The organism is Metabacillus sp. B2-18 (genome assembly GCF_021117275.1).
GTDB lineage: Bacteria > Bacillota > Bacilli > Bacillales > Bacillaceae > Metabacillus.
The window spans coordinates 3,095,294-3,120,334 of record NZ_CP088245.1 but is presented as its reverse complement, the minus strand read 5'-3'; the positions used below and the strand labels follow the sequence as shown (position 1 = coordinate 3,120,334).

The window sequence follows — 25,041 nt, the reverse complement described above, 5'->3', positions numbered from 1 at the left end:
TACAGACTTTAGAAGGTAGTGAATAAAAATGGAATTTAGAAAATCATTAGAAACTATTTTAAATGTGTTAAAAACAAATGACGATTTTAGAGATCAAATTGTTCATTGGCATACGATTCCTCCTAAAGAAGGGGAACTTGTTGAAATGCCGGTTGACCTAGACCACCGCTTAAAATTAGCATTAGAAAATAGAGGGATTTCACAATTGTATACACATCAAGGTGAAGCCTATAAACTCGCAAGTGGAGGGCATAACTTTGTAGCGGTTACTCCAACTGCTTCAGGAAAAACATTGTGCTATAACCTGCCTGTTATCCAAAATATATTGAAAGATGAAAATAGTCGGGCATTATATCTTTTTCCTACGAAAGCACTGGCTCAAGATCAAAAATCTGAGATTAATGAAATGATCGAAGAAATGGGAGTTCAATTGAATTCTTATACATACGATGGAGACACTTCACCGGCAATCCGTCAAAGGGTAAGAAAAGCAGGTCATATAGTCATTACAAACCCAGATATGCTTCATTCAGCCATTTTACCGCATCATACTAAATGGGTTTCACTGTTTGAAAATCTAAAATATATAGTCATTGACGAGCTTCACATTTATCGAGGAATATTTGGTAGTCATGTAGCCAATGTCATTAGACGACTTAAGAGAATTTGTGAGTTTTATGGAAGTAACCCGCAGTTTATATGTACATCTGCAACAATTGCTAATCCAAAAGAATTAGCGGAAACACTAACTGGAACAAACATGGAACTCATCTCAAAGAATGGTGCCCCAGCCAGTAAAAAGCATTTTATTTTTTATAACCCTCCTATTGTCAATAAACCACTTAATATTAGAAGAAGTGCAACCTTAGAGGTTAGAAGATTAGCAGGAGAATTTCTTAAAAATAAGATCCAGACAATCGTATTTGCTCGCAGCCGTGTGCGAGTTGAGATTATCTTAACTTATTTAAAAGAATTGATAAAAAATGAACTAGCAAAAAAATCAATTCGCGGTTACCGAGGGGGTTACTTACCAAAACAGCGGAGGGAAATTGAAAGAGGTCTAAGAGATGGCGAAATTTTAGGTGTTGTTAGTACCAACGCCCTTGAATTAGGAGTAGATATAGGTAGTTTACAAGTTTGTATTATGACAGGATATCCTGGAACTATTGCAAGTGCATGGCAACAGGCCGGAAGAGCTGGAAGAAGGCAAGGTGAAGCAGTTATTATCATGGTTGCTAGCTCCAGTCCACTGGATCAATACATTATAAAAAATCCACGATACTTTTTTGAACAAAATCCAGAAACAGCCATCATAAACCCTGATAATTTAGTTGTGCTTGTAGATCATTTAAAATGTGCAGCTTTTGAGCTTCCATTTAGAGAAGGTGATACGTTCGATGGGTTAGAGTTAGAAGATATCCTGCAGTTTTTAGCGGAAGAAAGAGTGCTTTACTATAATAATGAAACCTATCACTGGATGAACGATTCATTTCCGGCTCACAATATAAGTCTTCGATCAGCTTCACAAGAAAATGTGATTATTATCGATCAATCTGATATTGCGAACGTGAAGGTCATTGGAGAGATGGATCGATTCAGCGCAATGACATTACTGCATGATGAGGCAATTTATCTTCATCAAGGTGTTCAATTTCAAGTGGAAAAACTTGATTGGGAGGAAAAAAAGGCATTTGTAAGAGAAGTTGATGTGGATTATTTCACGGATGCCAATCTTGCGGTTCAATTAAAAGTACTAGAGGAAGATATGCTTAAACATATGGAGAATGTTGACTATGGCTATGGAGATGTGACGGTTCAAGCTATGGCCACAATCTTTAAAAAAATCAAATTTGATACTCATGAAAATATAGGATCAGGTCCTATTCATCTACCAGAAGAAGAGCTTCATACAAATTCAGCATGGATGAGTCTTCATTCGAATACAGTAGCTGATTTATCTGAAAAAAGGCTGGAGGAGGCTCTAGTTTCAGCAGCACATGTTCTCCAGCACGTTGCACCGTTAAAAGTAATGTGTGATCCAAGTGACTTGCATGTAATCGCTCAAATTAAAGCTGTTCATAATAATCAACCAACAATCTTTCTATATGATCGATATCCAGGTGGGGTAGGGTTATCAAAGAAAATCTATGAAACAATATTAGATGTTTTGAATGAAGCAATTAAATTAATAGAAAATTGTCCATGCTATGCTGGATGTCCTTCATGTGTTGGTGTTGAAAGCTCAACTGAATCTATCAAAAAAGACACCCATTTTCTTTTAAGTAAATTAAAGGATGAGGCAAATGTCGTTAAAAAATAAACTAAATCGATTTAAAAAGCATGTCGTTCGAGATGAAACGGAGCAAAAGTCTGAAAATGTTCAACAGCAATCTCATGACCCAGAACAATTATTATGGGATGAACATAACACACAAATCATCCATTATGATGGACAAACTTGTTTCATTCGAGAAGTTATTTATCCACTGGATTATCAACACGGAAAATATCAGTTAAAAGAATTTCAACATGTTGTTTCTATGTGGAATCAAAGTGATTTAAAGCATCCGCTTTCCTCTAAAGATCACCAGGCAAGTGATTTGTTTTTCTTTGATACGGAAACGACCGGACTTGGTGGGGGAGCGGGAAACACCATTTTTTTGTTGGGGCAAGCTCAAGTTCTGGAGGATCGGGTGGTTGTGAAACAATATTTGCTACCAAAACCAGGTAATGAAGTTGCGCTTTATCAAAGCTTTTTGGAGGGGATTAATAGTAAAACACTTGTCACCTATAATGGTAAAGCCTTTGATTGGCCTCAGGTGAAAACCCGCCATACTTTAATTCGAGAGTTAGTACCAAAACTTCCTGCATTTGGTCACTTTGATCTATTTCATGCTGCACGAAGGCTTTGGAAAAAGGAGCTCGAGTCAGTAAGACTCGCCAAAGTCGAAAATGATGTTCTTGGGATTTATCGAGAAAATGATATTCCTGGCTTTTTAGCTCCAATGATTTATTTTCAGTTTGTAAAACAGCAAAAGCCCGAAATTATTATGGGAGTTTTAAAGCATAATGAAATAGATGTGCTCTCTCTTATCACATTATATATCCATTTATCTTATAAACTATTGAGCACAAATGATAAGGCTACAGATTCCGAGCATTATGAAGTTGCTCGTTGGTTAGATTATGTAGGTGATCAATCTTCAGCATTAGATGCTTACAAAAGTCTTATGGAAAAATCCACAAAGCAAGATGTAGAAGCAAAATATGCATTAGCCCTCCTTTATAAGAAACAAAAGGAATGGAAACAGGCAATCAACTTATGGAATGAAATTGTAGAAGGATCAAAAGGGAAAGTGGCAATAAGGGCTTTAGAAGAACTTGCAAAGTATTATGAACATAAAGAAAAAGACTTGCAAAAAGCAACAAAACATACTGAAGAAATGTATATTCTTTTCAAAGAATGTAAAGAAACGCTGTCGTTTATCGATGAAAATGACATCTTAAACAGACAAAATCGCTTAAAGAGGAAATTTTCCAAAAATATTCCCCGGGCAAGCGCAGAAACTGAGTAATTTCGCCATTTTTTTGACAAAAGTATGAATTTTAACAGATTTATTAAATAACAATTGTAGGATTATGGTGAACCATGTAAAATAAGTGGTTGTAATTAGTTCTTAACAAGGGAGAAGAGCAACTTTGTATAAAAGCGTATTATACTTATTTTTTATTGTAATCGTCTTAACAATTGTTATTTTTACGAATTTTAAAGACAGTTTCTATACTTTTCTATAAAAATTAGGTGCTTGCCTTAGTACATGTAGGTAACTTTCATCATAGGTTAAAAGTGTAAGACATGATAAAAGATGAAAGGAGAAATGCTACATGCATTGCAAACCAAAAGTTATGGCACCAATTGTACACCCAACAAAACACTGTGTAAATAATAGCTATTCTGAAACAATCGTACCACACATTCATCCACAACACACAACAAATGTAAATCATGAATTCTATAAGCATCAACACTATTTCCCTCAAACTCAATCTTTTGAGAATGAGGTATCACACCAACACTTTAATGTTTATTGTCCAACACCAGGATTTGGTCCACGTCCACGTCCAGGATTTGGCCCTGGTCCATTCTTTGGGTAATAATTTGAAGCTTTAGGGAGCTGTATTCAGCTCCCTTTTCTGTAATTAACGAAATATAGGGCGATAAGGATCTTTTATACATTTCAGCCTGAAATATAAGTATAATGAAAGGTATTAATTTAAATAATGATTAGGTGATAAAAGTGAAGGTTTTAACAATATCAGGTTACAAATCATTTGAACTCGGTATTTTTAAAAATGACGACCAAGCTGTTACTTATATTAAAAAGGCAATCGAAAAAACGTTACAAGGCTTTGTGGAGGAAGGGCTAGAATGGGTGATCATCAGCGGACAAATGGGTGTAGAGTTGTGGGCTGCGGAAGTTGTGTTTGATTTGCAACTTCAATATTCAGATCTCAAGTTAGCTGTTTTAACTCCTTTTTTAAATCAAGAGTCAAAGTGGAATGAAGCAAATCAAGAATATTATGAGTTTATTCTCTCACAAGCAGATATTGTTGATAGTATAACAAAAAGAGAATATGAAAGTCCTGTTCAATTTCGCCAGAAAAATGAATTTCTTGTCCATAAAAGTGATGGTGTACTTTTAGTTTATGATGAAGAAAAAGAAGGTTCTCCTAAATATTTATTAGAAACAGCTCGAAAAAAGCAACAAACTACACCCTACACAATAAACATGATTGATTTCTCTGAACTAGAAACAATAGTAGAAGAGGAAAATTCAAAAAACAAGATTTTTGGTAAAAGAATACATATGTTTTTTTAAGGAAAATATAATTGAAATTGACAAGTAACAGGATTTCTGAAAAAATATAAGTTGATTACTTCGTTATAATGAGGTGAAGATATGCTTTCGGATAAAATGAAATTGACAGCGAAAGAAATATTAGAAAAAGAATTTAAAACAGGTGTACGAGGTTATAAACAAGAAGAAGTTGATAAATTTTTGGATTTGGTTATTAAGGATTATGAAACCTTTCATCAAGAATATGAAGATCTGCAACAAGAAAATTTGCGTCTTAAAAAGCAGCTTGATGATACATATAAGAAGCAAACACCAGTACAAACAAATACAACAAACTTCGATATTTTAAAACGTTTATCTAACCTTGAAAAGCACGTGTTTGGAAGTAAACTATACGATTAAATCTCCTAGTTATTTCCACTTGTATTATCTTCAAATATTAGGTATACTGAGTTTACTGTTTCGTTAATAACGTTCAGGTAATCGCTGCAGTCTTTAGGATTGTAGAGGAAAGTCCATGCTCGCACGGTGCTGAGATGCCCGTAGTGTTCGTGCCTAGCGAATTCATAAGCTAGGGCAGTTAAGTTTACTTGGCTGACGGCAGGGAAAAAGCCTAAGTCCTTATGGATATGGCTTGAATACCTTGAAAGTGCCACAGTGACGGAGTCTTGCGAGAAATCGTAAGAGTGGAACGAGGTAAACCCCACGAGCGAGAAACCCAAATTATGGTAGGGGCACCTTCTTGGAGGAATTGAACGAAGAGAAGGACAAAAGCAATTTGCTTTTGTAGATAGATGATTACCACCTGAGTACGAGGCTCATGCCGTTTGAAGTACGATGGAACAAAACATGGCTTATCGAACGTTATTGGAAATCAGTATAACAACAGTAAACAACAGGGACTGATGATATCAGTCCCTTTTTATTTACATAAGTTTGTTGGATATAATTGGATGAAATGGTTCAGGATATACATAGTAGAGATTGTGATAAACGAATAAATAGATAGATATAAGGTAGGGTGTCAAAAGATGAGTAAATTAACTCTTATTGCAACATCTGCAATGGGTCTTGAAGCGATTGTAGGTAAAGAAGTGAAAGATTTAGGGTATGAATGTTCAATTGAGAACGGTAAGGTAACGTTTGAGGCAGATGAATTAGCGATTTGTCGTTCCAACTTATGGCTCAGAACCGCTGACCGAATTAAAATTAAGGTTGGAGAGTTTAAGGCAAAAACATTTGATGAGCTTTTTGAAAAAACTAAAGCATTAAATTGGGGAGATTTTCTCCCGGAAAATGCTGAGTTTCCTGTTATCGGAAAATCAGTTAAATCAACATTAGCAAGTGTACCAGATTGCCAAGGAATTGTGAAAAAAGCGATTGTTGAAAAGTTAAAATCACATTATAAAAAGGAAGGTTGGCTTAGTGAAGATGGTCCTTTTTATCGTGTAGAAGTTGCGCTGCTAAAAGATGTTGCAACCATCACGATAGATGCTAGTGGTACAGGACTTCATAAACGAGGCTTTCGCATTGACCAAGGGGGAGCTCCGTTAAAGGAAACTCTTGCTGCTGCTCTTGTCCTATTAACACGATGGACACCAGACCGTCCGTTTGTAGATCCGTTTTGTGGTTCAGGTACAATACCAATTGAAGCAGCTCTTATTGGACAAAATATTGCACCAGGATTTAACAGGGAATTTGTTTCTGAAGCTTGGGGTTGGATCGGAAAAGACAAATGGAATCTTGCAAGACAAGAAGTAGAGGATAAAGCTAACTATGATCAGCCATTAGATATTCAAGCTAGTGATATTGACCATAGAATGGTAAACATTGCACAGGGGAATGCTGAAGAAGCTGGGTTTGCAGATATCATTTCATTTAAGCAAATGCAGGTCAAAGATTTTACAACAACAAAAGAGTTTGGGGTTATCGTTGGAAATCCTCCTTATGGAGAACGACTTGGAGAAAAAAGAGAAGTGGAACAAATGTATAAAGAAATGGGACAAGCTTTCGCATCTTTAGATACTTGGAGCATATATATGCTTACTTCTCATGAAGGTTTTGAACAGCTTTATGGTAAACCTGCAACAAAAAAACGTAAGCTTTTTAATGGCTTCATTAAAACAGACTTTTATCAATATTGGTCAAATGTTCGTCCACCACGAAAAGGTTAGAAAAAATGTGAAAAATGATATAACTCAAAAATAGATGATCCTGATATAATGGGATAATAAGGAGGTGGACAAAATGTCATCAATTTCAGATAAACTTGGTCAGAAGTATTTTGACATAGAGGCAGCTCGTGTTGACGCAAGTCCGACAGAAATTATTATTACTAATGATGAAGGTAGTACATATTATATTGTAAATCATGATGAATTAACAAATGAATTACTTCAACAGGGCTTTAAAAAGGTAGAAAACGAAGAGTAATAGGCTCTTCGTTTTTTACTTTTTTAAGGTTTACAAATTTGTGGTAAACTTGAAAACGAATAAATCCTTTCAGTATTGTGAAATCTAATAAAGTTCCCTTGAATTTTAGATTTCGTTATTTTGAGAGGTGGAAAAGAAATGTATGACCAACAAGAATTTGAGTTAATTTCAAAGGCGCTTTTCTCAACTGAAAAATCGTTAGAGAACCAAGTAAGTGATTATTCAGACGTGATTTTGCAGTTAGGGCAAGCGAAAGAGGATATGATGAGAGCTCTTTCGGTTGCTACATCGATTGATCCTAAATTAATAATAGAATCGCTTTTTGACAACGAGTTATAATAAGTGGAACATTGTGTAGCCGTAGTGGCTGCCTCTTTTTTATCTCTTTTTTACATACTATTACAGTCATATGAATTGACTTTTTAACTATATAATATGATAATTATTATTTGCGATAAATTTGAAACTGAATGTGGAGGTAGCGTTTATGGTAACATCACGTTTGCCTTTTACCATATCAAAGGATGAGAGCTTTTACCAAGCCTTGAATAATTGGATAGGAGATGTTTTTTATGATATTCTTCCAGATCAAGGGTTTGAGTTAAGAGATGAACAAATTTTCATGGCTTTTCAGCTTGAAAAAGCATTTCAAGAGAAGAAGGTCATGTTTGCTGAAGCTGGTGTTGGGACTGGAAAAACGATTGTCTACCTGCTTTATGCCTTATCTTATGCTAGATATACAGGTAAACCGGCGATTATAGCATGTGCAGATGAAACGTTAATTGAACAGCTTGTTAAACAGGAAGGTGACATTGCGAAGTTATCTAAGCATCTAGAATTGAATATGGACGTAAGGCTAAGTAAAACTCATAGTCAATATTTATGCTTAAATAAATTAGACAATGTTATTCAACGAACTGGAGAAGAGAAGTATCTAGATTTATATCAATCACTGCCGGATTTCGTTCATGAAAAAGCGGGGATGCAACAGTTCTCGGCCTACGGAGATCGAAAAGAATTTGGTCATTTTTCAGATGAGGAATGGGAAAATGTTGGTTGGGATCCTTTTCAAGATTGTTCTACTTGTTCGCAAAGACATCGTTGTGGATTAACATTGTCTCGTGATTATTATCGAAAAGCAACTGACCTTATTGTATGTTCACATGATTATTTTATGGAACATATTTGGACGTATGATTCCCGGAAAAGAGAAGGTCAAATTCCTTTACTCCCGGATTATAGTAGTGTTGTGTTTGATGAAGGTCACTTACTAGAGTATGCTGCACAAAAAGCATTAACATATCGAGTAAAGCAAAGTACATTACAAATCTTTCTCGAGAGATTATTACAAAATGAAATTCGTGAAGAATTAGCATATTTAGTAGAAGATGCACTTGCTGTAAATGATATGTTTTTTGATGATTTACAACAATGTACAAGTGTTGTTGAAGGCTCTAACCGATTACGGATTGAGCAAAAAGCAAAGCTGCAAAAAACTTCTAAACAATTACAATCAAAGTTATCCGAAATTAGTGAAGCCCTTGTTTTCGAAGGTGAGATGTACACAATTGGAGAATATGAATTGAAAATTGTGGAAGAGTTTATTGATCAAATGGAATATTCATTATCCCTATATAATAGAAACTCAAATGCAGTTAGCTGGGTAGAAGTAAAAGGTGATGAATATACTTTAGTTATTATGCCTAAAAAAGTAGAAGAAGTTTTAAAAGAAAAAGTCTTCTCTAAAAAAATGCCAATTGTTTTTTCTTCAGCTACATTATCTGAAAATAAATCATTTGACTTTATAGCAAACAGCATAGGTGTACATGATTATTTATCACTTTCTGTTGATTCGCCTTTTGATTATGATGAGCAAATGAACATTCAAATGTTGAAAGAAAATCAACTTGAGAAAAAATTGGGAAAAACTTTAGAGGAATTGAATAAAACAGAAGGCAGAGGTCTTATTCTCTTTACATCTCAAAAAGAAATAAAATGGTTTAAGGAAAGAATGGTTGATTATAGCTTTTCGTATCCATTATTGTTTGAAGGAGATCAGGAAATCAGTTCTTTAGTGAAAGAGTTTCAGCAAAACGAACACTCTGTATTATGTGCTGTTCATTTATGGGAAGGTCTAGACATTCCAGGGCCATCACTCTCTAATGTTATTATCTGGTCGTTACCCTACCCTCCGGACGATCCTGTCTTTGAGGCGAAAAAATCAGATAAACAAGATCCATATAAAGAAGTCGAACTTCCGTACATGATATTAAGGCTGAGACAAGGCATTGGTAGATTAATTCGAACTAGTGACGATAAAGGCTCAATTACAATTTTTTATAACGATCAAGATCAGGATGTTTTGGATCATATAAAATCTGTATTACCTGTTCCTCCAACATTTAAATAGGTTGAAGCTATGGCTTCTTCCTATCTTTAAAGTTAGACTATAACCTTAATTTAAAATTCGTTGACAAACATTCAACGGCTTTATACGCTTAGATAGTACATAAACAAAGGGAGTGTGGCGGGAATGATACAAATAGAAAAAGAGTTTTTGGAATACATAAAAAAAATGAAAGCATATGATGAAGCAATTAGTGTTATGTATTGGGATATGCGTACTGGTGCTCCTAAAAAAGGTGTAGAACAACGATCTGAAGTAATTGGAATGCTTTCTTCTGAAGCATTTGAAATGCTTGTTTCAGATAAAATGAACGAGTATCTCACAACACTGTCACAGGAAGATGTTTATGGAAACCTTCAGTTTGTCACAAAGAAGGCAGTAGAGTTATTAAAAAAGGAATATAAGAAAAACAAAGTAATACCACCTAAGGAATATCAAGAATATGTTATTCTATGCTCAAAGGCTGAATCTGTTTGGGAACAAGCAAAGGAACAATCAGACTTTCAAATGTTTGCACCTTACTTACAAAAATTAGTTGATTACAACAAAAAACTAATTGAATATTGGGGCTATGAAGGACATAAGTACAATACGCTATTAAATGAATATGAACCAGGGGTAACTGTTGAAGTATTGGACCGAGTGTTTTCACAAGTTAGAGAACGTATCGTCCCTTTAGTAAAGGCAATTTCAGATACTGAATATAAGCCTAAGACAGATTTTCTCCTTAATCATTTTCCAAAAGAAAATCAGAGAAGATTAAGTGAATTTTTATTAAAAGAAATTGGTTATGATTTTCAAGCTGGTAGATTAGATGAAACTGTTCATCCTTTTGAAATTACCCTTAATCGTAATGATGTACGTGTAACAACAAAGTATGATGAAAAAGATTTCCGTACAGCTATATTTGGTACAATTCACGAATGTGGTCATGCTATTTATGAGCAAAATATTTCAGAAGAATTAGAAGGTACTTTATTATGTAGTGGTACTTCTATGGGCATACATGAATCACAATCTCTATTTTATGAAAATTTTGTAGGAAGAAATAAACACTTTTGGCAACGTTACTATCAGAGTCTTAAAGATTTTTCACCTGAACAATTCGAGGGAATAAGTCTTGATGAATTTTATGAAGCGATTAATGAATCAAAACCATCTTTGATTCGTATCGAAGCAGATGAATTAACGTATGCGTTACATGTAATGGTTCGATATGAAATCGAAAAAGCATTGTTTAATGATGAAATAAGCGTTGAAGAATTGCCGAAGATTTGGAATGATAAATATGAAGAATACCTTGGGATCGTCCCACCAAATGACGCACAAGGTGTTTTACAGGATGTACATTGGGCTGGAGGAAGCTTCGGGTATTTCCCATCCTATGCATTAGGGTATATGTATGCTGCACAAATTAAAAATGCAATGTTGAAAGAAATGCCAAATTATGATGAGTTAATTGAAACAGGTCGATTTGATGTGATTAAAGGATGGTTAACAAAGCAAATACATCAGTATGGACGAACAAAAGAACCTTTAGAAATCCTAAAGGATGTTACAGGTGAAGAATTAAATGCCCAATATTTAATTGACTATCTTGAACAGAAATATAAAGGAATCTACAATTTATAAGGTATTTTAATAGAAAGAGGAGCGGAGAATGCCGCTCCTTTGTTGATTTTACGAATATTTTTAAAAAATACTATAAAAAAGTTCGTGTTTTGATCAAAAAGTATTTGCAAAATAATGATATATTGTTATAATTTGAATTAATTACATAGCACTCATATAATCGCAGGGATATGGCCCGCAAGTTTCTACCGAATAACCGTAAATTGTTCGACTATGAGTGGAGTTTCTTGTTGCACATTTCATTTGATGTATTAGTATGTAATGAAAGCGGCATTGCTTCACTTATAGTGGAAGCAATGCCGCTTTTTTATTTTATTCTCGATAATAATCTAAGGGTAAGAAGCTAGAGCGAATTTATGATCGTTATGACGGAAAAAGAGTCTATGAAATGGAAAGACGTTAGGAGGAAAAAAATGGAGCTGCTTAGAAGAAAAATCGAAAACGAAGGTATTGTTCTTTCTGACGGTGTATTAAAAGTTGATTCATTTCTTAATCATCAAATTGATCCAGAGCTTATGAAAGAAATAGGTTTAGAGTTTGCTGAACGCTTTAAAAACGAAGGAATTACAAAGATTGTTACTATTGAATCGTCGGGAATTCCTCCAGCTGTTATGGCAGCGTTGGAGCTTGGAGTGAAAGTGATATTTGCTAGAAAAAAGATGTCTCTTACATTAACAGATAATCTATTAGTATCTACTGTTTATTCTTTTACAAAACAAGAAGAAAATACGATCTCTGTTTCACATCAATTTTTAGATAAAACTGACAATGTTTTAATTATTGATGATTTTTTAGCAAATGGTGAAGCGGCAAAAGGACTAATTGACATCGTTAAACAATCAGGTGCATCTGTAATAGGATTTGGAATTGTCATTGAAAAGTCATTCCAAAAAGGAGCAGCTGAATTAAAAGAATTGGGATATCGAGTAGAATCATTAGCAAAAATAGCGTCATTAGTAGATGGCAAAGTAAATTTTGTTGAAAAACTTGAGGAGGTTACATCATGAAGCATTCATTAAAAGATTTTTCTTTAGGAATTCAACATGTTCTAGCAATGTATGCAGGAGCTGTTGTAGTACCGTTAATTGTTGGAAGTGCAATAGGTTTAACGGGTGCTCAGTTAACATATTTAGTTGCCATTGATATTTTTATGTGCGGAATCGCAACATTCTTACAAGTATGGAAGAATCGCTTTTTTGGAATTGGATTACCTGTTGTTCTTGGTTGCACGTTTACAGCAGTAGGGCCAATGATTGCAATTGGAACAGAATATGGTGTTTCATCTATTTATGGAGCAATACTCATGTCTGGACTTATCGTAATTTTAATATCTTCTATATTTGGTAAACTGGTAAGATTTTTTCCTCCAGTTGTAACTGGATCAGTTGTTACAATTATTGGTATTACACTAATACCAGTTGCAATGAATAATATGGCAGGAGGAGAGGGTAGTACAGACTTTGGATCTACTGAAAATCTTCTTTTAGCTTTTGGGGTTTTAATCTTAATCATTCTATTAAATCGTTTTTTTACAGGCTTTATTAGAGCAATTTCAATCTTAATAGGAATTATTGCAGGTACTATTGCAGCTGGTTTCATGGGAATGGTAGATCTTCAACCTGTTTCAGAGGCATCTTGGTTTAATATAGGAAAGCCATTTTATTTTGGAACACCATCATTTGAACTAGCTCCGATCTTAACAATGACAATCGTTGCCATTGTCAGCATGGTTGAATCAACAGGAGTATATTTTGCATTATCAGATATCTGTAAGAAAAAGATTAATGAGAAAGACTTAGCTCGTGGATATCGTGCAGAGGGCGTTGCTTATATGCTTGGAGCTATTTTCAATGCTTTTCCATATACGGCATTTTCACAAAATGTCGGGCTTGTACAAATGTCAGGGATTAAAACAAACCGTGTAATTTATATTACTGCTGGTATGTTAATTGGATTAGGTCTTGTTCCAAAAATCGCAGCATTAGCTACAATCATTCCGTCATCTGTACTAGGTGGAGCAATGGTTGCGATGTTTGGAATGGTCGTTGCGTATGGAATTAAAATGTTAGGACAAGTTTCTTTTGCATCACAAGAAAATTTACTGATTGTTGCTTGCTCTGTTGGTTTAGGACTTGGTGTTACAGTTGTTCCTGAAATCTTTGCAGGTTTACCAGAGTCTGTAAAAATTTTAACGAATAGCGGCATTGTAGCAGGAAGTGTAACAGCCATATTATTGAATATCATTTTTAATATTATTCCATCAAGTCAAAAACAAAAGCGAGAACAAGAGACTGTGTTACAGAGTCAGGCTTCTTAAAGTTGTAGTAAACAGAAAAAGCTGTTAAAAGGTTGCCAGCATAATTGTAACTTAGAAATGCAGGCAACCTTTTTAATGATTAACATCTTAAACAAATAAAAAGAGAGCGAATATTAATCACTCTCCGGAAACTTTCCAAACGTAAAGATCTTCAACTGTACAGTTTAATTCTTTTGAAATTGTCATTGCATTATTAAGATTCATGACTTTTTTATCTAGATAGTCATTTAACTGTTCTACTGGAATATTTGTTTTATTCGCTAGAACATCAAGCTCAGTGTTACTTTTGGTTAATAATTCTTTAAGATTACTTTTCTTTGCTTTATACGCTGCCAAATTTGACACCTCGCTTCTTAATCAAGCATAGCACAATACGAAATGAATTGATACTTTCCATCATATTATTTTCCAATTTACTAATTAGCAGGCATTAGAAAGTGATATTTTGAATAGGAAAGGTAGAGAATAATATTATGAATATAAGAAGTATTGTATTATTTTATTAATTTAATTAGGTATTATACAAATTGTGTGCTATGCTTAAGTTAACCATTGAAATACCTTTTAGCAAGTTTAGTTCCCCATTCTTTTTTGAGTGGGGATTTTTTAATTGCGTTTAAACCATAACAAAATCAAATAAAAAAGGACCCGTATTACGGGTCCTTTTTTATTTGAAATTATGCTTTGTTTACGTTAGTTGCTTGTGGTCCACGTTGACCTTGTTCAACTTCAAAAGTCACTTTTTGACCTTCGTCTAAAGATTTAAATCCTTCGCCTTGGATAGCTGAGAAATGTACGAATACATCGTCTCCACCTTCAACTTCGATGAAACCGAAACCTTTTTCTGCGTTAAACCATTTTACTGTACCTTGTTGCATAATTGTTGCCTCCTGTGTGGAAATACCACAATTTATTACTATCCTTGCTCAATTAGATATCAAAGGCGAAAAGTTTAAACACTTATTCTTTCCTTACAGACCGAACAAAAATAATTCTTCTATAGCATAACAGATAATTTTTAGAAAAGCAAATAAGGAAAAATAAAACTTCTACAGAACCTGGTTTATTTGCCAAATTGTACTTAACCAAATAAATATGTTACAACCAATAAAGAGTAACTTACAGGAGGACTTATAATGGAAGAAATAAAAGAATTATTATCTAAGGCGTTAAAAACAAATAAACAAGTTATAAAAGGTCAGGAATTTAGTATAAAGGCACATTTAACTGGTAGAGAAGATTATATAAACCTATACGTGAGCGGTGCTGTAATTGCTGTGTATGATGTAGAAGATCAAGATCTAAATATTCTCAACTATAAATTTAAAAAAGCTGTAAAATATTTTGGTGAATGCTTAGAAGAAGAGGGAATGGAAGTATACATTGATGAAGGCTTAATGGATTAACACTTCCGGTATTGGAGTGTTTTTTGTTAATAACAGGTCTGGTTTAGCAGACTGATGTAATTGTATAGACGTTAAATAATCAATTATGCAGGAAAGTAATAAAGGAATAAAGAATAGTTATTACAATAACGAAATATACTGGAGGGATGATTTTGGGTATTTTAGACGGACTAATGGGTAATGTCTCAGAAGTTGATATCAGTTCAGTTGAAAAAGAATTAGAAGTAATTGTTACTGATAACGAAAAAATTGAAAAAGCTTATAAATTAATTCGAGATTTAATTGTTTTTACAAATACGCGATTAATTCTTATTGACAAGCAAGGAGTAACAGGGAAGAAAGTGGAATATCATTCAATTCCATACAAAAGCATCACCCATTTTAGCGTAGAAACGGCTGGTAGCTTTGATTTAGATGCAGAATTAAAAATTTGGATTTCTAGTACAGCAAATCCAGTTTCGAAACAATTCAAAAAAGATAAAAGCATTTATGATGTACAAAAAGCATTAGCATCATATGTAGCAAGATAATATCATAAAGCAGCTCATGCAGGTCTCCCGTTCGTTTAGAGGGAGGCCTTTTTATGAAAAAACCTGTCATGAATATAGAAACGAAAAAATAATCTTTTATAAATTAACAATAGGGAGACAAACATGCGAGTTAAAGATCTAACAATAACACGTCTTTTTACAGTTAACTCATTTATTGAAGTGGCAAATATTGCAAACAAATTTGAGTCAGATATTATGATTGTAGGACCAAACTTTAAAACAGATGCTAAGAGTTTATTAGGATTATTAGCAACCATTCAAACAGGAACAAATATTCGAATTGTAGCAGCTGGAGAGGATGAAGAAGAAGCCATAAAGGAATGCATTAAACTTTTTTTATAAATGTGTTAAAAACTTAATTAGGAAATACCTTTTTTTATTCACCTTGTCCGTAGAACTTGAATACTCTATAAAAACGGAAACATCAAGGATGGGTGAATACAATTGGTAAAAAAATTCATGATGTTTAGGTGGATGGAAAAAAGAAGGAAAAATCACATTGAAAAAATGAAGGACCTTGGGAAATGTCCTGATTGTCGTGGATATGGAGTTGTTATTGTGCCAATGCACTATATAGGGAGTAATGTAGAGTGTTATACGTGTAAAGGCACAGGAAAATACACAGTATGGGAAAATAATAGATAACTTAAAAAATAAAAGAAAGTGTCAACCCCTCCAACAAATGAATTGCAGGAGAGGTCCGACACTCTTTTACATATAAATTAGTTCTTTTCTAAAAGACGTTCTTTCTGGTCATGATATTCATCTTCTGACAAAATGTCTAAATCATACAATTCTTTAATTTTCTTTAATTTTTCAAAATTATCAACAGCAGAATCGACTCTCTGATTTTTCACTTCAACAATCTTTTCTTCAATTAGTTCCTTCAATTCTATTGCCATTTCTCTTTCTTGCTTGGAAAACTCAATTGTGTTTTCAAGTCTTTCACTTTTATGATCATTTTTACCACAATCAAGGAACATGTAACCATTTGAAGCAAATCCAGGTTCTTTCACTGAAACATTAACAATGTTTTTATATTGTACTAACTTTATTTTGTTAAATTTCCCTAAAAACCCACCATGAATTATTTCAATACTGTTTTGGTACATATAAATCGTAGTTTTACTTCCTTTTTTAAACATATATTCTTTAAATGCTAATTCAGCCACGATAATCCCCTCTTCTATCCCCAGAAATTAAATTAATAAACTCTTTTATTTTACAAAAAAAATCGACAATTGTTAATAAGAATTCAATCATATATGTAGATATTTTTATAGAACATTTTTCTCATATTTTACACTATCGGATCCTACTTTATGTTGCATGTTTAAATATTCCTAAAATTGAACTCTAAACAGGTCTCTTTAAAATAATTCTTGGGAAAAGGTTTAAAATGTCACCTCTTGATGAATAGTAAGGAATATTAAGGAAAAAGAGGTGAACCCATTGAATTTTCTTCGTGGATTATCAGAATGGAAGCAGGCGAGAATCGAGAAAGTTCGCGCTGATATGGAATCTTTAGGAAGGTGCCCTGATTGCAGGGGAAGAGGTTTTACATCATCCTTAACAAGTGTTTATACACCTACGTATGATGCGGTTTTTGATTGTCCAGGTTGCAATGGTACTGGGCAATATGCAGAATGGAATGGTAATGGTGACCAATATCAGTAAATGAGTTGTTAAGAATGGATAGTAAACTGATTTTTGAGCAAAAATAGATTTGGCTTCACAAAAAATGTGAGGGGGAGATATGAAATGAAATGGCAAAAGCAATTACTTTCTAAATTAAAGGAACGAGACGGAAAGAAAATAGCTCTAGCGATTGATACTTCTACAAATCAAACGAACACACTGTTAATACAAAATATTGTTAAGTTATTTGGAGAAGTAACCCCTAATGCATTACTAGTGCAAGCTGACTTTAAGATAAGAAGCATTACTCCTATTAAGGAAGATAAAATTACTTATTATACTCATGGAAAGTCCTCGTATACAGAAGTGCTTGAGTGGGCTGAAAAAGAAGAAATAGACACCCTCTTTTATATAACGGATGTAACTGGATATTTCTATGATGAACTTCAGGTAAACAATGAAGTTTTTTGGTTGGTACCTGATGAATTTGTTCCAAAAGTACCATTTGGAAAGGCAATCAGGGTAGCTTAAATGGTTTGACTTATTGGTCCAAAGTGAAGAGGCTGACAAATTGTCAGCCTTTCTATAGAGGAGAAAAGCAAAGGTGGCATTATCGTGGATAAGAAAGCAGTTATAAAAGAGTTTACCTCAAAAACAGGCGAGACAGTTATCCTTCGACCTGTAGAAAAGAGAGATGCTGAATTAATCGTTAGTGCAGTGGAACAGATTATTAATTCTGGTTCCTATATCCAAAAGGAAGCTGCTAGATCTATACAGGATGAAATCAAATTTATAGAGCATATGGCTCACCAAGATAATATGTATGTCTCAGTAGAAATAAATCATCAAATAGTAGGTATTGCACGAGTTATTAGGGGAGAGTTGGAAATGAAAAGACACACTGGACTCTTTCGTACATGGTTAGTTGAGGCAGCGCAAGGAAAGGGAATTGGTACAGAACTTTTAAAATATACGATTGAATGGTGTAAGACCCATAAATTACATAAACTATGTTTGACTGTTTTTGCGTCAAATGGATTTGCTCATAAACTTTACGAAAGATTTGGATTTGTACAAGAAGGTATACAAAAGGATCAAGTCAAAATTAACGGAAAATATGATGACGAGATTTTTATGGCATATTTCTTTAAGTAATTTCCAACAATTCTCAATGAGTGACAGCTAAAAATGATATATAATAAAGATGCACAACAACAACTCCTTTAAAACGTTAGCTTTTCCCCTTTTGATTGGGAAAGGCTTTTTTTATATGTTAAGGTAATTTGCAATTGTGTAACTTTACATAAAAACTTATATAAATGGATAATTTTAGACAAAGTTGGTGATAGTAACCTTATTGAAAATGAGGTGAAAACCAATATGGTCTATGCGTTATCTGTTGGAAAGGCAATTCCACAATATGAAATGAGTCAGGAAACAACTGTGGAGTTTGCTAAAGAAATATTTCATGACTCTTTTAAAGATCTAGAACGACTTCTACCCGTATTTAAAAACGGTGAAATAGAAAGAAGACAATTTGCAGAACCGCTTGAATGGTATAAGCAAACACATACATTTGAAGAAAAGAATGAACTGTACATTGATAGAGCCGTAACATATGGTGTTGAGGCAGTAAAAAATTGCTTAACTAATCATACCTTGTTACAGCAGGACATTCACTATAAAGAAATAGATGCGATTTTCTTTATTAGTACAACAGGAATTTCCACACCTAGTATTGATGCTAAAATTATGAATTGCTTACCCTTTAAAGAAACGACTAAGCGAATCCCTATCTGGGGATTAGGGTGTGCTGGGGGTGCAGCAGGATTGTCCAGAGCATATGAATATTGTCTGGCGTTTCCTGAAGCAATGGTTCTTGTTATCTCTGTTGAGCTTTGTAGCCTTACTTTTCAGCATGACGATAAGACGAAAAGCAACTTGATTGGAACGTCATTGTTTGCAGATGGTGTTGCCTGTACATGTATCGCAGGAAGTCATGTGAACTGGAAGAAACGATCAAAATTGGCTTCACTGCCAAAATTGTTGGGGACAAGATCGACATTTATGAAAGATTCTGAAGACGTAATGGGATGGAATATTAAAAATAATGGTTTATATGTTGTTTTTTCTCGTGACATTCCCTCTATTATTAAAAAATGGTTGAAACCGCAAGTAATAGATTTCTTAAAGGAATACGACCTTGAAGTAAAAGATATTAATCATTTTATTGCACATCCTGGTGGTAAAAAGGTGCTGGATGCGTATATGGATGGTCTAGGTTTTAATGAACATCATTTGCATATTTCAAAAGAAATCTTGATCAAACACGGAAATATGTCATCAGTAACGGTTATGTATGTTTTAGAAGAATATTTAAAACGTGAAGTTGGTAAACCGGGTGAACATGGCTTAATTGGAGCACTTGGTCCAGGATTTAGTTCTGAAATGCTACTCGTTAAGTGGGAGGGTAAATAAATGTTGTTTTATCTTTTATTTTCATTATTGATTGTTCAGCGACTTACTGAGCTATTTATTGCGAAAAAGAATGAAAAGTGGATGATAAATAGGGGAGGAGAGGAACATGGTAATAAACATTACCCATTTATTGTATCCCTACACGTCCTGTTTCTTATCTCGCTTTTATTAGAGGTAATTATATTTCATAAAGATTTAACTGAGCTTTGGTTTGTGTTAGTACCTATATTACTTATAACACAATTAATGAGATACTGGTCTGTAATTTCTCTCGGACATTATTGGAATACAAAGATCATTATCGTTCCAAATGATATTGTCGTTTCAAAAGGACCATATCAATTTATCAAACACCCAAATTATGTTGTAGTTGCGGTAGAAATCCTAATTATCCCTCTGTTGTTCGATGCATATGTCACATCATTAGTATTTACCATGCTAAATATAGTCATGATGACAATTAGAATACCTGCTGAAGAAAAAGCGCTTCAAACATATACAAATTATCAAGAAGTATTTACAGTAAAATCAAGGTTTTTACCTAATAAAAGATAATCAGCAGATTTTTCGAAAAATTTCGGGAGAGATATTGAAAATGATTATCATTGATGATAGAATGAATCTATATTGAAAATCATTCTCAAAATATGGAGGTCTGCTGCGAATATGACTATGTTATTTGTCGGTTGTACCGTTGTTACTTATAGTGTATTGATTGGTTACATACTAAAGAATATAGATGCTCAAAAAGCTTAAAGCTCACAGAAATGTGGGCTTTATTTTTTTGTTAATGTATCTAGAAAAGCCAAGATATTAATTTGTATAGAAACACAAATGAGTTTGCATAGAAAAATATAATAAAATTCTGTAAAATATAAGGTATTAAATGTATAGAGACAAAGGGGATTATCATGACAACGGCTGTAAAATCGAAAGACTTAATGCAAATCGTTATAAATCTTCATAATGAAATAAAAAAGCATGATACTGAAAATGCTCATAAGTTAGTTGAGCTTGCTAACAAGCTTTATCATCAGAAACTATATGTGGCCTTTGCTGGCCATTTTTCCGCTGGTAAGTCATCTATGATTAATAAGCTTTTAGATGAACAAATACTCCCAACAAGCCCTATTCCAACAAGTGCTAACTTAGTACTATTAGAAAAAGGTCAAGAGCAAGTCACTCTTTATTCGTCTGCAAAAGAAAGTATTGAATTAGCGGGAGATTATTCAATTGAGCAAGTGAAAGAATATTGTAAGCAAGGTGACGAAATTGAAAGAATATCCATAAAAAAGCCTTACCAAAACCTTGAAGAAGATGTTGTGATTATGGATTCGCCTGGAATCGATTCTACAGATGCAGCACATAAGTTATCAACTGAGTCCATGCTTCATATTGCCGACACCATTTTTTATGTTACAGACTATAACCATGTTCAATCTGAGGAAAATCTTTCATTCATAAAAGAAATGAAAGATCGAAATAAATTGATTTTCCTTATTGTAAACCAAATTGATAAGCATGTTGAAAAGGAAATTGAATTTAACCATTTTAAAAAGCATATTGAAGAATCATTTGCTGAAGTTGGATTACATCCGCAAGATGTCTTTTTTACAACATTAAAAGATGACCAACATCCAGCGAATCAACTGGATCAAGTAAAAGATCTTATTAAGGTTATTGTTGAGGATAAAAAGCGCTATATAGATCAAAATGTTCATGATTCTGTTACACAAGTCATAAAAGAACATATAGAGAAGTATGAAGAGCAATTAAATTTAACCGATGTAGATGAAAAGGAAGTTCGTGATCGTTTAAACACACTACAAGAGCAAAAACAATTGATCGAGAAAAAAGTAAATGAAGAAGAAAAAATAATTGAAAATTTAACTGTTGAAACAAATGATAAAGTGTCAGCTATTTTAAAAAGTGCAAATTTAATACCTTATGAAACAAGAGAGAAAGCAGCGGCCTATATAGAGTCGGTTGACCCTGCATTTAAGGTAGGGTTTTTATTCTCAAAATCCAAAACAGATCAAGAACGTGAACGAAGAAAGAATGAGTTGTATGAAAGTTTAAAACAAAACATCGAAACTCAAATATCTTGGCATTTTCAGTCATTACTAAAAGACTATCTAAAAACTTATGAAATCCATGATCCAGAGGTCATTCAACAAGTACAATCATTTGCAGTTAAAGTAACAGAGCAAATAATAACGGATGCAATGAAAGCAGGGGCTTCTTACAATAACCAATACGTATTAACTTATTCATCTGATGTTAGTGAATTAATAAAAAAACATAGTAAACAACAAGTCATGAGCTTGTTTCAGAAAATTATTGATTATGTAAGAGATAGTCGACAAAGTGAGTTAGACACAGTCTATAAGGATTTAACTAACTGTAAAGCAGAGATGGCTAAAGTTGAAGATTTAGTATGTAGATTTGAGAATCTGGCAAACTATGAAGAAAATATCTTGAAGATTAGACATGGAAAACTTGTTGAATCATTAGATGATCAAAAATGGTTGGAAGAAAACCAATTTTATAAGAAAAGTGTAAGAACTCTTGAGCTTGAGGAAGTTGTTGATGGTATAGTTCAGGATAGTGAGACAGTTTTAGAAGTCCAAAAGGCAGAGCAGTCTTTAGGGAATCGAGATGAATTTATTCAACAGGCAGAGAATATGTTAAAAGCACTCGAAAATATTCGAGGCTTCAAGCAATTTACTGACTCCTTAGAAGGAAAAATTAAGAGCTATAAAAACAGATCATTCACAGTTGCGTTGTTTGGGGCTTTTAGTGCAGGTAAATCTTCTTTTGCAAATGCATTAATTGGCGAGAGGCTTTTACCTTCCTCTCCTAATCCAACTACTGCAACAATAAATAAAATTGCACCAGTTACAAATGAAAAGCAACATGGTTTAGTGGAAGTAAAACTAAAGTCTAAAGAAGCATTACAAAAGGAAGTAATAGAAAGTATTCCTTCCTTAAGTGAGAAGAACACTTCTACATTTGATGTATTTGTAAACAGTGTGCTAAATCTTCAAGGAAAAGATCAACATGAAAAAGATCAGTTAACTAAATATAAAACGGCTCTTCCTGATTATCAAAATTTAACAACATCAGGTTTGCTAATTACTTCTTCAAAAGAAACCTTTAAAGATTTTGTTGCGAATGAAAATAAAGCGTGTTTGGTTGAGGAGGTAATTGTTTACTTTGATTGTCCAATCACAAGAGCAGGTATTACATTAGTTGATACTCCTGGTGCTGATTCTCTGCATAAACGTCATACAGATGTTGCCTTTCAGTATATTAAAAAGGCAGACGCCATTCTTTATGTGACATATTATAACCATCCTTTTTCAAAAGGAGATCGTGAATTTTTAAGGCAACTAGGCAGGGTAAAGGATTCTTTTACATTAGACAAAATGTTCTTCATTATAAATGCAGTTGATTTAGCGAAAGATGAAGAAGAAGTTGAATTAGTTAAAGCGTATATTCAAGATCAATTCTTAAAGCATGAAATACGAAATGTTCGTCTTTATGGAGTTTCAAGTTTAAATATTCTTTCTGAGAACCTTAGTAATGAAAAAGACTATTCCACTTTTAAACAGCAATTTGATACTTTTATTAAAGAAGAGCTTACAAACACTACAATCATTTCAATTAGGGAAGATTTAAGACGTTCGAAGGAACGAATAGAATCGTTAATCGATGCTGCTGAAAAGAGCGGAATTGAAAAAGAACAAATACGAAAAAGTCTACTGAATGAAAAGCAAAAAGTAAAAGAAGAATTAACAAAAGTAACAAATCAGCATCTAATAAAAACTGTCACACAGGAAATTGAGGAGCTAATCTTTTATTTAAAGCAAAGATTATTCTTCCGTTTTAATGAATTTTTTAAAGAAAGCTTTCATCCAAGTGTTTTTCATCAAACGAGTGATACACAGCACGCTTTACAAATTTGCTTAAACGATTTAGTTAGAACAGTTGAGTTTGAGTTAGTCCAAGAATTACAAGCAACTTCGTTACGAATTGAAAATGTAATAAAGAAGACTTTTGATGATGAATATATAAGAATATCTCAGCTCATTAAGAAACAATCTCAATCCATTACGTTGGCTAGTGTTGAGTTCGAAGAAATTTCAACACCTGATATATCAGTTGAGTTTTCTAGTGATATGATAGCGAAGCTAAAGCCTTCCTTAAAATTATTTAAAAATACAAAATCATTTTTTGAGAAAAATGAAAAGAAAATAATGGGTGAGGATTTAACAGAAAGATTTAATGAGCCTGTCACAATGGTATTAGATAATTATAATCATCAATTTTCGGACTATTATCAAAATACAGTAATGAAGATGCAATCAAGTTTAATTCAGCAAATTACGGTTCAAACAGAAGAAAGCTTTGAGGCTCTCCTTGACATTCAATTTGAAGATACAGGCTATTTAAAGCAAAAGCAATCCAATCTTAGTCAAGTTATTGGACTTTTAGCTTAAATATAATTCTTCTTGGGAAAATTATGATACAATCTATGGATATGAACAAAAACATGTAGGGGGAAGGAGCATGGATTATAAAACGTATCAAGTTTGTGCTACATGTATTCATTTTGAGGCATTACGAAAAAACAACTCTATGCTTTATACCTGCACTCGTTTAAAATATGAGACAAAGCCAACTTATTCGTTTAATTGCTGGACCCCTAAGGAGCATGTTAAGAGGTTAATGGAAAAACGAGGTGAGAACATTGAGTAATGTACATGAAGCAATATCACAACATAGTAAAAATCAACATCACCATATTCAAGCATATTTAAAGCTTGAAGAAAAAAGGGAAGCTCTTATTGAGGAAGCGATCTTCTTATGTGTGAATGCAAAGCCTTTTGAGGTAGAGCAAATTAATACTGTAACAAAAGAAATGAATGAGCTTGCTTCAAAGGGAATCGTCCCAACACGGAAGCTTGTGACTAAGAAAATGGTTGAAGAATTTGTTGCGAAGAAATATGGTAAATAAAGGTTCTTCCTAGCATTTCCAACCACCATTTTGAACAAACCCGATTGAAATGCCTTTCAAGTGGAAAACTAATCTCGATTGATTAAAGTGAAAGGTGTGAATGAAATGGGACGAACAAAACTAGGAAATGCGAATGCACAACGCAACAATAATAAAAAGAAGAAAAATGATTTTAACACTGAGTTTGAATCATATGCTCAACATGAAGCATTAAAACTTAGCAGAGATAATAAAGAAGATTAGCCTAGAAGCCAGCTTGGAACTTTTAGTTTCATGCTGGCTTCTTTGTGGTGTGAATTT

At 33.5% G+C, this 25,041-nt stretch carries 27 protein-coding genes, 1 other RNA gene and 1 riboswitch; of the genes, 25 read left to right on the top strand and 3 right to left on the bottom strand.

Going from position 1 to position 25,041, the window contains the following annotated elements:
* The first annotated feature begins 28 nt into the window (after positions 1-28).
* The 13 genes from LPC09_RS15820 (at position 29) to LPC09_RS15760 (ending at position 13,648) form a co-directional block, all read left to right on the top strand.
* Complete coding sequence (locus tag LPC09_RS15820; protein ID WP_231307756.1) at positions 29-2,320, top strand: DEAD/DEAH box helicase; 2,292 nt, start codon at positions 29-31, stop codon at positions 2,318-2,320.
* Positions 2,304-3,575, top strand: coding sequence for a ribonuclease H-like domain-containing protein (locus tag LPC09_RS15815; RefSeq protein ID WP_231307755.1), 1,272 nt, complete (start codon positions 2,304-2,306; stop codon positions 3,573-3,575). Before LPC09_RS15820 ends, LPC09_RS15815 begins: the two co-directional genes overlap by 17 nt.
* Before the next feature lie 310 nt (positions 3,576-3,885).
* Positions 3,886-4,155 carry a CotD family spore coat protein gene (locus LPC09_RS15810; protein WP_231307754.1) on the top strand — a complete coding sequence of 90 codons (270 nt, stop codon included), beginning with the start codon at positions 3,886-3,888 and terminating at the stop codon, positions 4,153-4,155.
* A 143-nt stretch (positions 4,156-4,298) separates the two neighbouring features.
* Positions 4,299-4,880 (top strand): SLOG family protein, encoded by a 582-nt coding sequence (locus tag LPC09_RS15805; protein ID WP_231307753.1) that lies wholly within the window; start codon positions 4,299-4,301, stop codon positions 4,878-4,880.
* A gap of 81 nt (positions 4,881-4,961) precedes the next feature.
* Positions 4,962-5,261 carry a cell division regulator GpsB gene (gene gpsB, locus LPC09_RS15800; RefSeq protein ID WP_098796104.1) on the top strand — a complete coding sequence of 100 codons (300 nt, stop codon included), beginning with the start codon at positions 4,962-4,964 and terminating at the stop codon, positions 5,259-5,261.
* Positions 5,262-5,330: 69 nt separating this feature from the next.
* An RNA gene (gene rnpB, locus LPC09_RS15795) (RNase P RNA component class B) lies at positions 5,331-5,721 on the top strand.
* Positions 5,722-5,890: 169 nt separating this feature from the next.
* Positions 5,891-7,033, top strand: coding sequence for a THUMP domain-containing class I SAM-dependent RNA methyltransferase (locus LPC09_RS15790; RefSeq protein WP_231307752.1), 1,143 nt, complete (start codon positions 5,891-5,893; stop codon positions 7,031-7,033).
* 73 nt (positions 7,034-7,106) lie between these two features.
* Positions 7,107-7,292 (top strand): hypothetical protein, encoded by a 186-nt coding sequence (locus LPC09_RS15785; RefSeq protein WP_231307751.1) that lies wholly within the window; start codon positions 7,107-7,109, stop codon positions 7,290-7,292.
* Positions 7,293-7,430: 138 nt separating this feature from the next.
* On the top strand, positions 7,431-7,631 hold the full coding sequence (locus tag LPC09_RS15780; protein ID WP_231307750.1) for a hypothetical protein: 201 nt from the start codon (positions 7,431-7,433) through the stop codon (positions 7,629-7,631).
* Between the two features lie 148 nt (positions 7,632-7,779).
* Positions 7,780-9,702 (top strand): ATP-dependent DNA helicase, encoded by a 1,923-nt coding sequence (locus LPC09_RS15775; RefSeq protein WP_231307749.1) that lies wholly within the window; start codon positions 7,780-7,782, stop codon positions 9,700-9,702.
* A gap of 123 nt (positions 9,703-9,825) precedes the next feature.
* Positions 9,826-11,331, top strand: a complete 1,506-nt coding sequence (locus LPC09_RS15770) for a carboxypeptidase M32 (protein ID WP_231307748.1) — start codon at positions 9,826-9,828, stop codon at positions 11,329-11,331.
* A gap of 132 nt (positions 11,332-11,463) precedes the next feature.
* Positions 11,464-11,565: riboswitch (purine riboswitch) on the top strand.
* Positions 11,566-11,744: 179 nt separating this feature from the next.
* Complete coding sequence (locus LPC09_RS15765; RefSeq protein ID WP_231307747.1) at positions 11,745-12,338, top strand: xanthine phosphoribosyltransferase; 594 nt, start codon at positions 11,745-11,747, stop codon at positions 12,336-12,338.
* Positions 12,335-13,648 carry a nucleobase:cation symporter-2 family protein gene (locus tag LPC09_RS15760; protein ID WP_231307746.1) on the top strand — a complete coding sequence of 438 codons (1,314 nt, stop codon included), beginning with the start codon at positions 12,335-12,337 and terminating at the stop codon, positions 13,646-13,648. Before LPC09_RS15765 ends, LPC09_RS15760 begins: the two co-directional genes overlap by 4 nt.
* Positions 13,649-13,765: 117 nt before the next feature.
* Here the strand turns inward: LPC09_RS15760 and LPC09_RS15755 are convergent, their stop codons facing one another.
* Entirely contained in the window at positions 13,766-13,984 is a 219-nt protein-coding gene (locus LPC09_RS15755) for a helix-turn-helix domain-containing protein (protein WP_231307745.1), read from the bottom strand.
* Positions 13,985-14,325: 341 nt separating this feature from the next.
* The gene (locus LPC09_RS15750; protein WP_098796095.1) at positions 14,326-14,526 is read right to left on the bottom strand and encodes a cold-shock protein; all 201 of its coding nucleotides are present in this window, start codon (positions 14,524-14,526) and stop codon (positions 14,326-14,328) included.
* Positions 14,527-14,784: 258 nt separating this feature from the next.
* Between LPC09_RS15750 and LPC09_RS15745 the strand changes: the two genes are divergently transcribed.
* The 3 genes from LPC09_RS15745 (at position 14,785) to LPC09_RS15735 (ending at position 15,947) form a co-directional block, all read left to right on the top strand.
* Entirely contained in the window at positions 14,785-15,054 is a 270-nt protein-coding gene (locus LPC09_RS15745) for a hypothetical protein (protein WP_231307744.1), read from the top strand.
* 152 nt (positions 15,055-15,206) lie between these two features.
* Positions 15,207-15,584: a PH domain-containing protein gene (locus LPC09_RS15740; protein WP_231307743.1), complete on the top strand. Its 378-nt coding sequence runs from the start codon at positions 15,207-15,209 to the stop codon at positions 15,582-15,584.
* 123 nt (positions 15,585-15,707) lie between these two features.
* A complete protein-coding gene (locus LPC09_RS15735) occupies positions 15,708-15,947 on the top strand; it encodes an HPr family phosphocarrier protein (RefSeq protein WP_231307742.1) in 240 nt (79 codons plus the stop codon).
* Between the two features lie 380 nt (positions 15,948-16,327).
* On the opposite strand, the gene LPC09_RS15730 is transcribed toward LPC09_RS15735, so the two are convergent.
* On the bottom strand, positions 16,328-16,777 hold the full coding sequence (locus LPC09_RS15730; RefSeq protein WP_231307741.1) for a hypothetical protein: 450 nt from the start codon (positions 16,775-16,777) through the stop codon (positions 16,328-16,330).
* A gap of 280 nt (positions 16,778-17,057) precedes the next feature.
* Here LPC09_RS15730 and LPC09_RS15725 point away from each other — a divergent pair, with 280 nt between their 5' ends.
* The 9 genes from LPC09_RS15725 (at position 17,058) to LPC09_RS15685 (ending at position 24,984) form a co-directional block, all read left to right on the top strand.
* Positions 17,058-17,282, top strand: coding sequence for a methionine aminopeptidase (locus LPC09_RS15725; protein ID WP_231307740.1), 225 nt, complete (start codon positions 17,058-17,060; stop codon positions 17,280-17,282).
* A gap of 84 nt (positions 17,283-17,366) precedes the next feature.
* Entirely contained in the window at positions 17,367-17,774 is a 408-nt protein-coding gene (locus LPC09_RS15720) for a VWA-like domain-containing protein (RefSeq protein WP_098796088.1), read from the top strand.
* An 84-nt stretch (positions 17,775-17,858) separates the two neighbouring features.
* On the top strand, positions 17,859-18,398 hold the full coding sequence (locus tag LPC09_RS15715; protein ID WP_442919989.1) for a GNAT family N-acetyltransferase: 540 nt from the start codon (positions 17,859-17,861) through the stop codon (positions 18,396-18,398).
* 225 nt (positions 18,399-18,623) lie between these two features.
* Positions 18,624-19,721, top strand: coding sequence for a type III polyketide synthase (locus tag LPC09_RS15710; RefSeq protein ID WP_231307739.1), 1,098 nt, complete (start codon positions 18,624-18,626; stop codon positions 19,719-19,721).
* On the top strand, positions 19,722-20,276 hold the full coding sequence (locus tag LPC09_RS15705; protein ID WP_231307738.1) for an isoprenylcysteine carboxyl methyltransferase family protein: 555 nt from the start codon (positions 19,722-19,724) through the stop codon (positions 20,274-20,276). It begins immediately after the preceding gene.
* A 356-nt stretch (positions 20,277-20,632) separates the two neighbouring features.
* Entirely contained in the window at positions 20,633-24,223 is a 3,591-nt protein-coding gene (locus LPC09_RS15700) for a dynamin family protein (protein WP_231307737.1), read from the top strand.
* Positions 24,224-24,293: 70 nt separating this feature from the next.
* Positions 24,294-24,482: a hypothetical protein gene (locus tag LPC09_RS15695; protein WP_231307736.1), complete on the top strand. Its 189-nt coding sequence runs from the start codon at positions 24,294-24,296 to the stop codon at positions 24,480-24,482.
* Positions 24,475-24,741 (top strand): DUF2533 family protein, encoded by a 267-nt coding sequence (locus tag LPC09_RS15690; RefSeq protein WP_231307735.1) that lies wholly within the window; start codon positions 24,475-24,477, stop codon positions 24,739-24,741. Before LPC09_RS15695 ends, LPC09_RS15690 begins: the two co-directional genes overlap by 8 nt.
* A 105-nt stretch (positions 24,742-24,846) precedes the next feature.
* Positions 24,847-24,984, top strand: coding sequence for a hypothetical protein (locus tag LPC09_RS15685; protein WP_098796082.1), 138 nt, complete (start codon positions 24,847-24,849; stop codon positions 24,982-24,984).
* Positions 24,985-25,041 lie beyond the last annotated feature (57 nt).

Bases quoted from the DNA above. Each gene is read 5' to 3' on its own strand.
- LPC09_RS15820 (WP_231307756.1), top strand. From the start codon at position 29: ATGGAATTTAGAAAATCATTAGAAACTATTTTAAATGTGTTAAAAACA.
- LPC09_RS15815 (WP_231307755.1), top strand. From the start codon at position 2,304: ATGTCGTTAAAAAATAAACTAAATCGATTTAAAAAGCATGTCGTTCGA.
- LPC09_RS15810 (WP_231307754.1), top strand. From the start codon at position 3,886: ATGCATTGCAAACCAAAAGTTATGGCACCAATTGTACACCCAACAAAA.
- gpsB (WP_098796104.1), top strand. From the start codon at position 4,962: ATGCTTTCGGATAAAATGAAATTGACAGCGAAAGAAATATTAGAAAAA.
- LPC09_RS15790 (WP_231307752.1), top strand. From the start codon at position 5,891: ATGAGTAAATTAACTCTTATTGCAACATCTGCAATGGGTCTTGAAGCG.
- LPC09_RS15785 (WP_231307751.1), top strand. From the start codon at position 7,107: ATGTCATCAATTTCAGATAAACTTGGTCAGAAGTATTTTGACATAGAG.
- LPC09_RS15780 (WP_231307750.1), top strand. From the start codon at position 7,431: ATGTATGACCAACAAGAATTTGAGTTAATTTCAAAGGCGCTTTTCTCA.
- LPC09_RS15775 (WP_231307749.1), top strand. From the start codon at position 7,780: ATGGTAACATCACGTTTGCCTTTTACCATATCAAAGGATGAGAGCTTT.
- LPC09_RS15770 (WP_231307748.1), top strand. From the start codon at position 9,826: ATGATACAAATAGAAAAAGAGTTTTTGGAATACATAAAAAAAATGAAA.
- LPC09_RS15765 (WP_231307747.1), top strand. From the start codon at position 11,745: ATGGAGCTGCTTAGAAGAAAAATCGAAAACGAAGGTATTGTTCTTTCT.
- LPC09_RS15760 (WP_231307746.1), top strand. From the start codon at position 12,335: ATGAAGCATTCATTAAAAGATTTTTCTTTAGGAATTCAACATGTTCTA.
- LPC09_RS15750 (WP_098796095.1), bottom strand. From the start codon at position 14,526: ATGCAACAAGGTACAGTAAAATGGTTTAACGCAGAAAAAGGTTTCGGT.
- LPC09_RS15745 (WP_231307744.1), top strand. From the start codon at position 14,785: ATGGAAGAAATAAAAGAATTATTATCTAAGGCGTTAAAAACAAATAAA.
- LPC09_RS15735 (WP_231307742.1), top strand. From the start codon at position 15,708: ATGCGAGTTAAAGATCTAACAATAACACGTCTTTTTACAGTTAACTCA.
- LPC09_RS15720 (WP_098796088.1), top strand. From the start codon at position 17,367: ATGAAATGGCAAAAGCAATTACTTTCTAAATTAAAGGAACGAGACGGA.
- LPC09_RS15710 (WP_231307739.1), top strand. From the start codon at position 18,624: ATGGTCTATGCGTTATCTGTTGGAAAGGCAATTCCACAATATGAAATG.
- LPC09_RS15705 (WP_231307738.1), top strand. From the start codon at position 19,722: ATGTTGTTTTATCTTTTATTTTCATTATTGATTGTTCAGCGACTTACT.
- LPC09_RS15700 (WP_231307737.1), top strand. From the start codon at position 20,633: ATGACAACGGCTGTAAAATCGAAAGACTTAATGCAAATCGTTATAAAT.
- LPC09_RS15695 (WP_231307736.1), top strand. From the start codon at position 24,294: ATGGATTATAAAACGTATCAAGTTTGTGCTACATGTATTCATTTTGAG.
- LPC09_RS15685 (WP_098796082.1), top strand. From the start codon at position 24,847: ATGGGACGAACAAAACTAGGAAATGCGAATGCACAACGCAACAATAAT.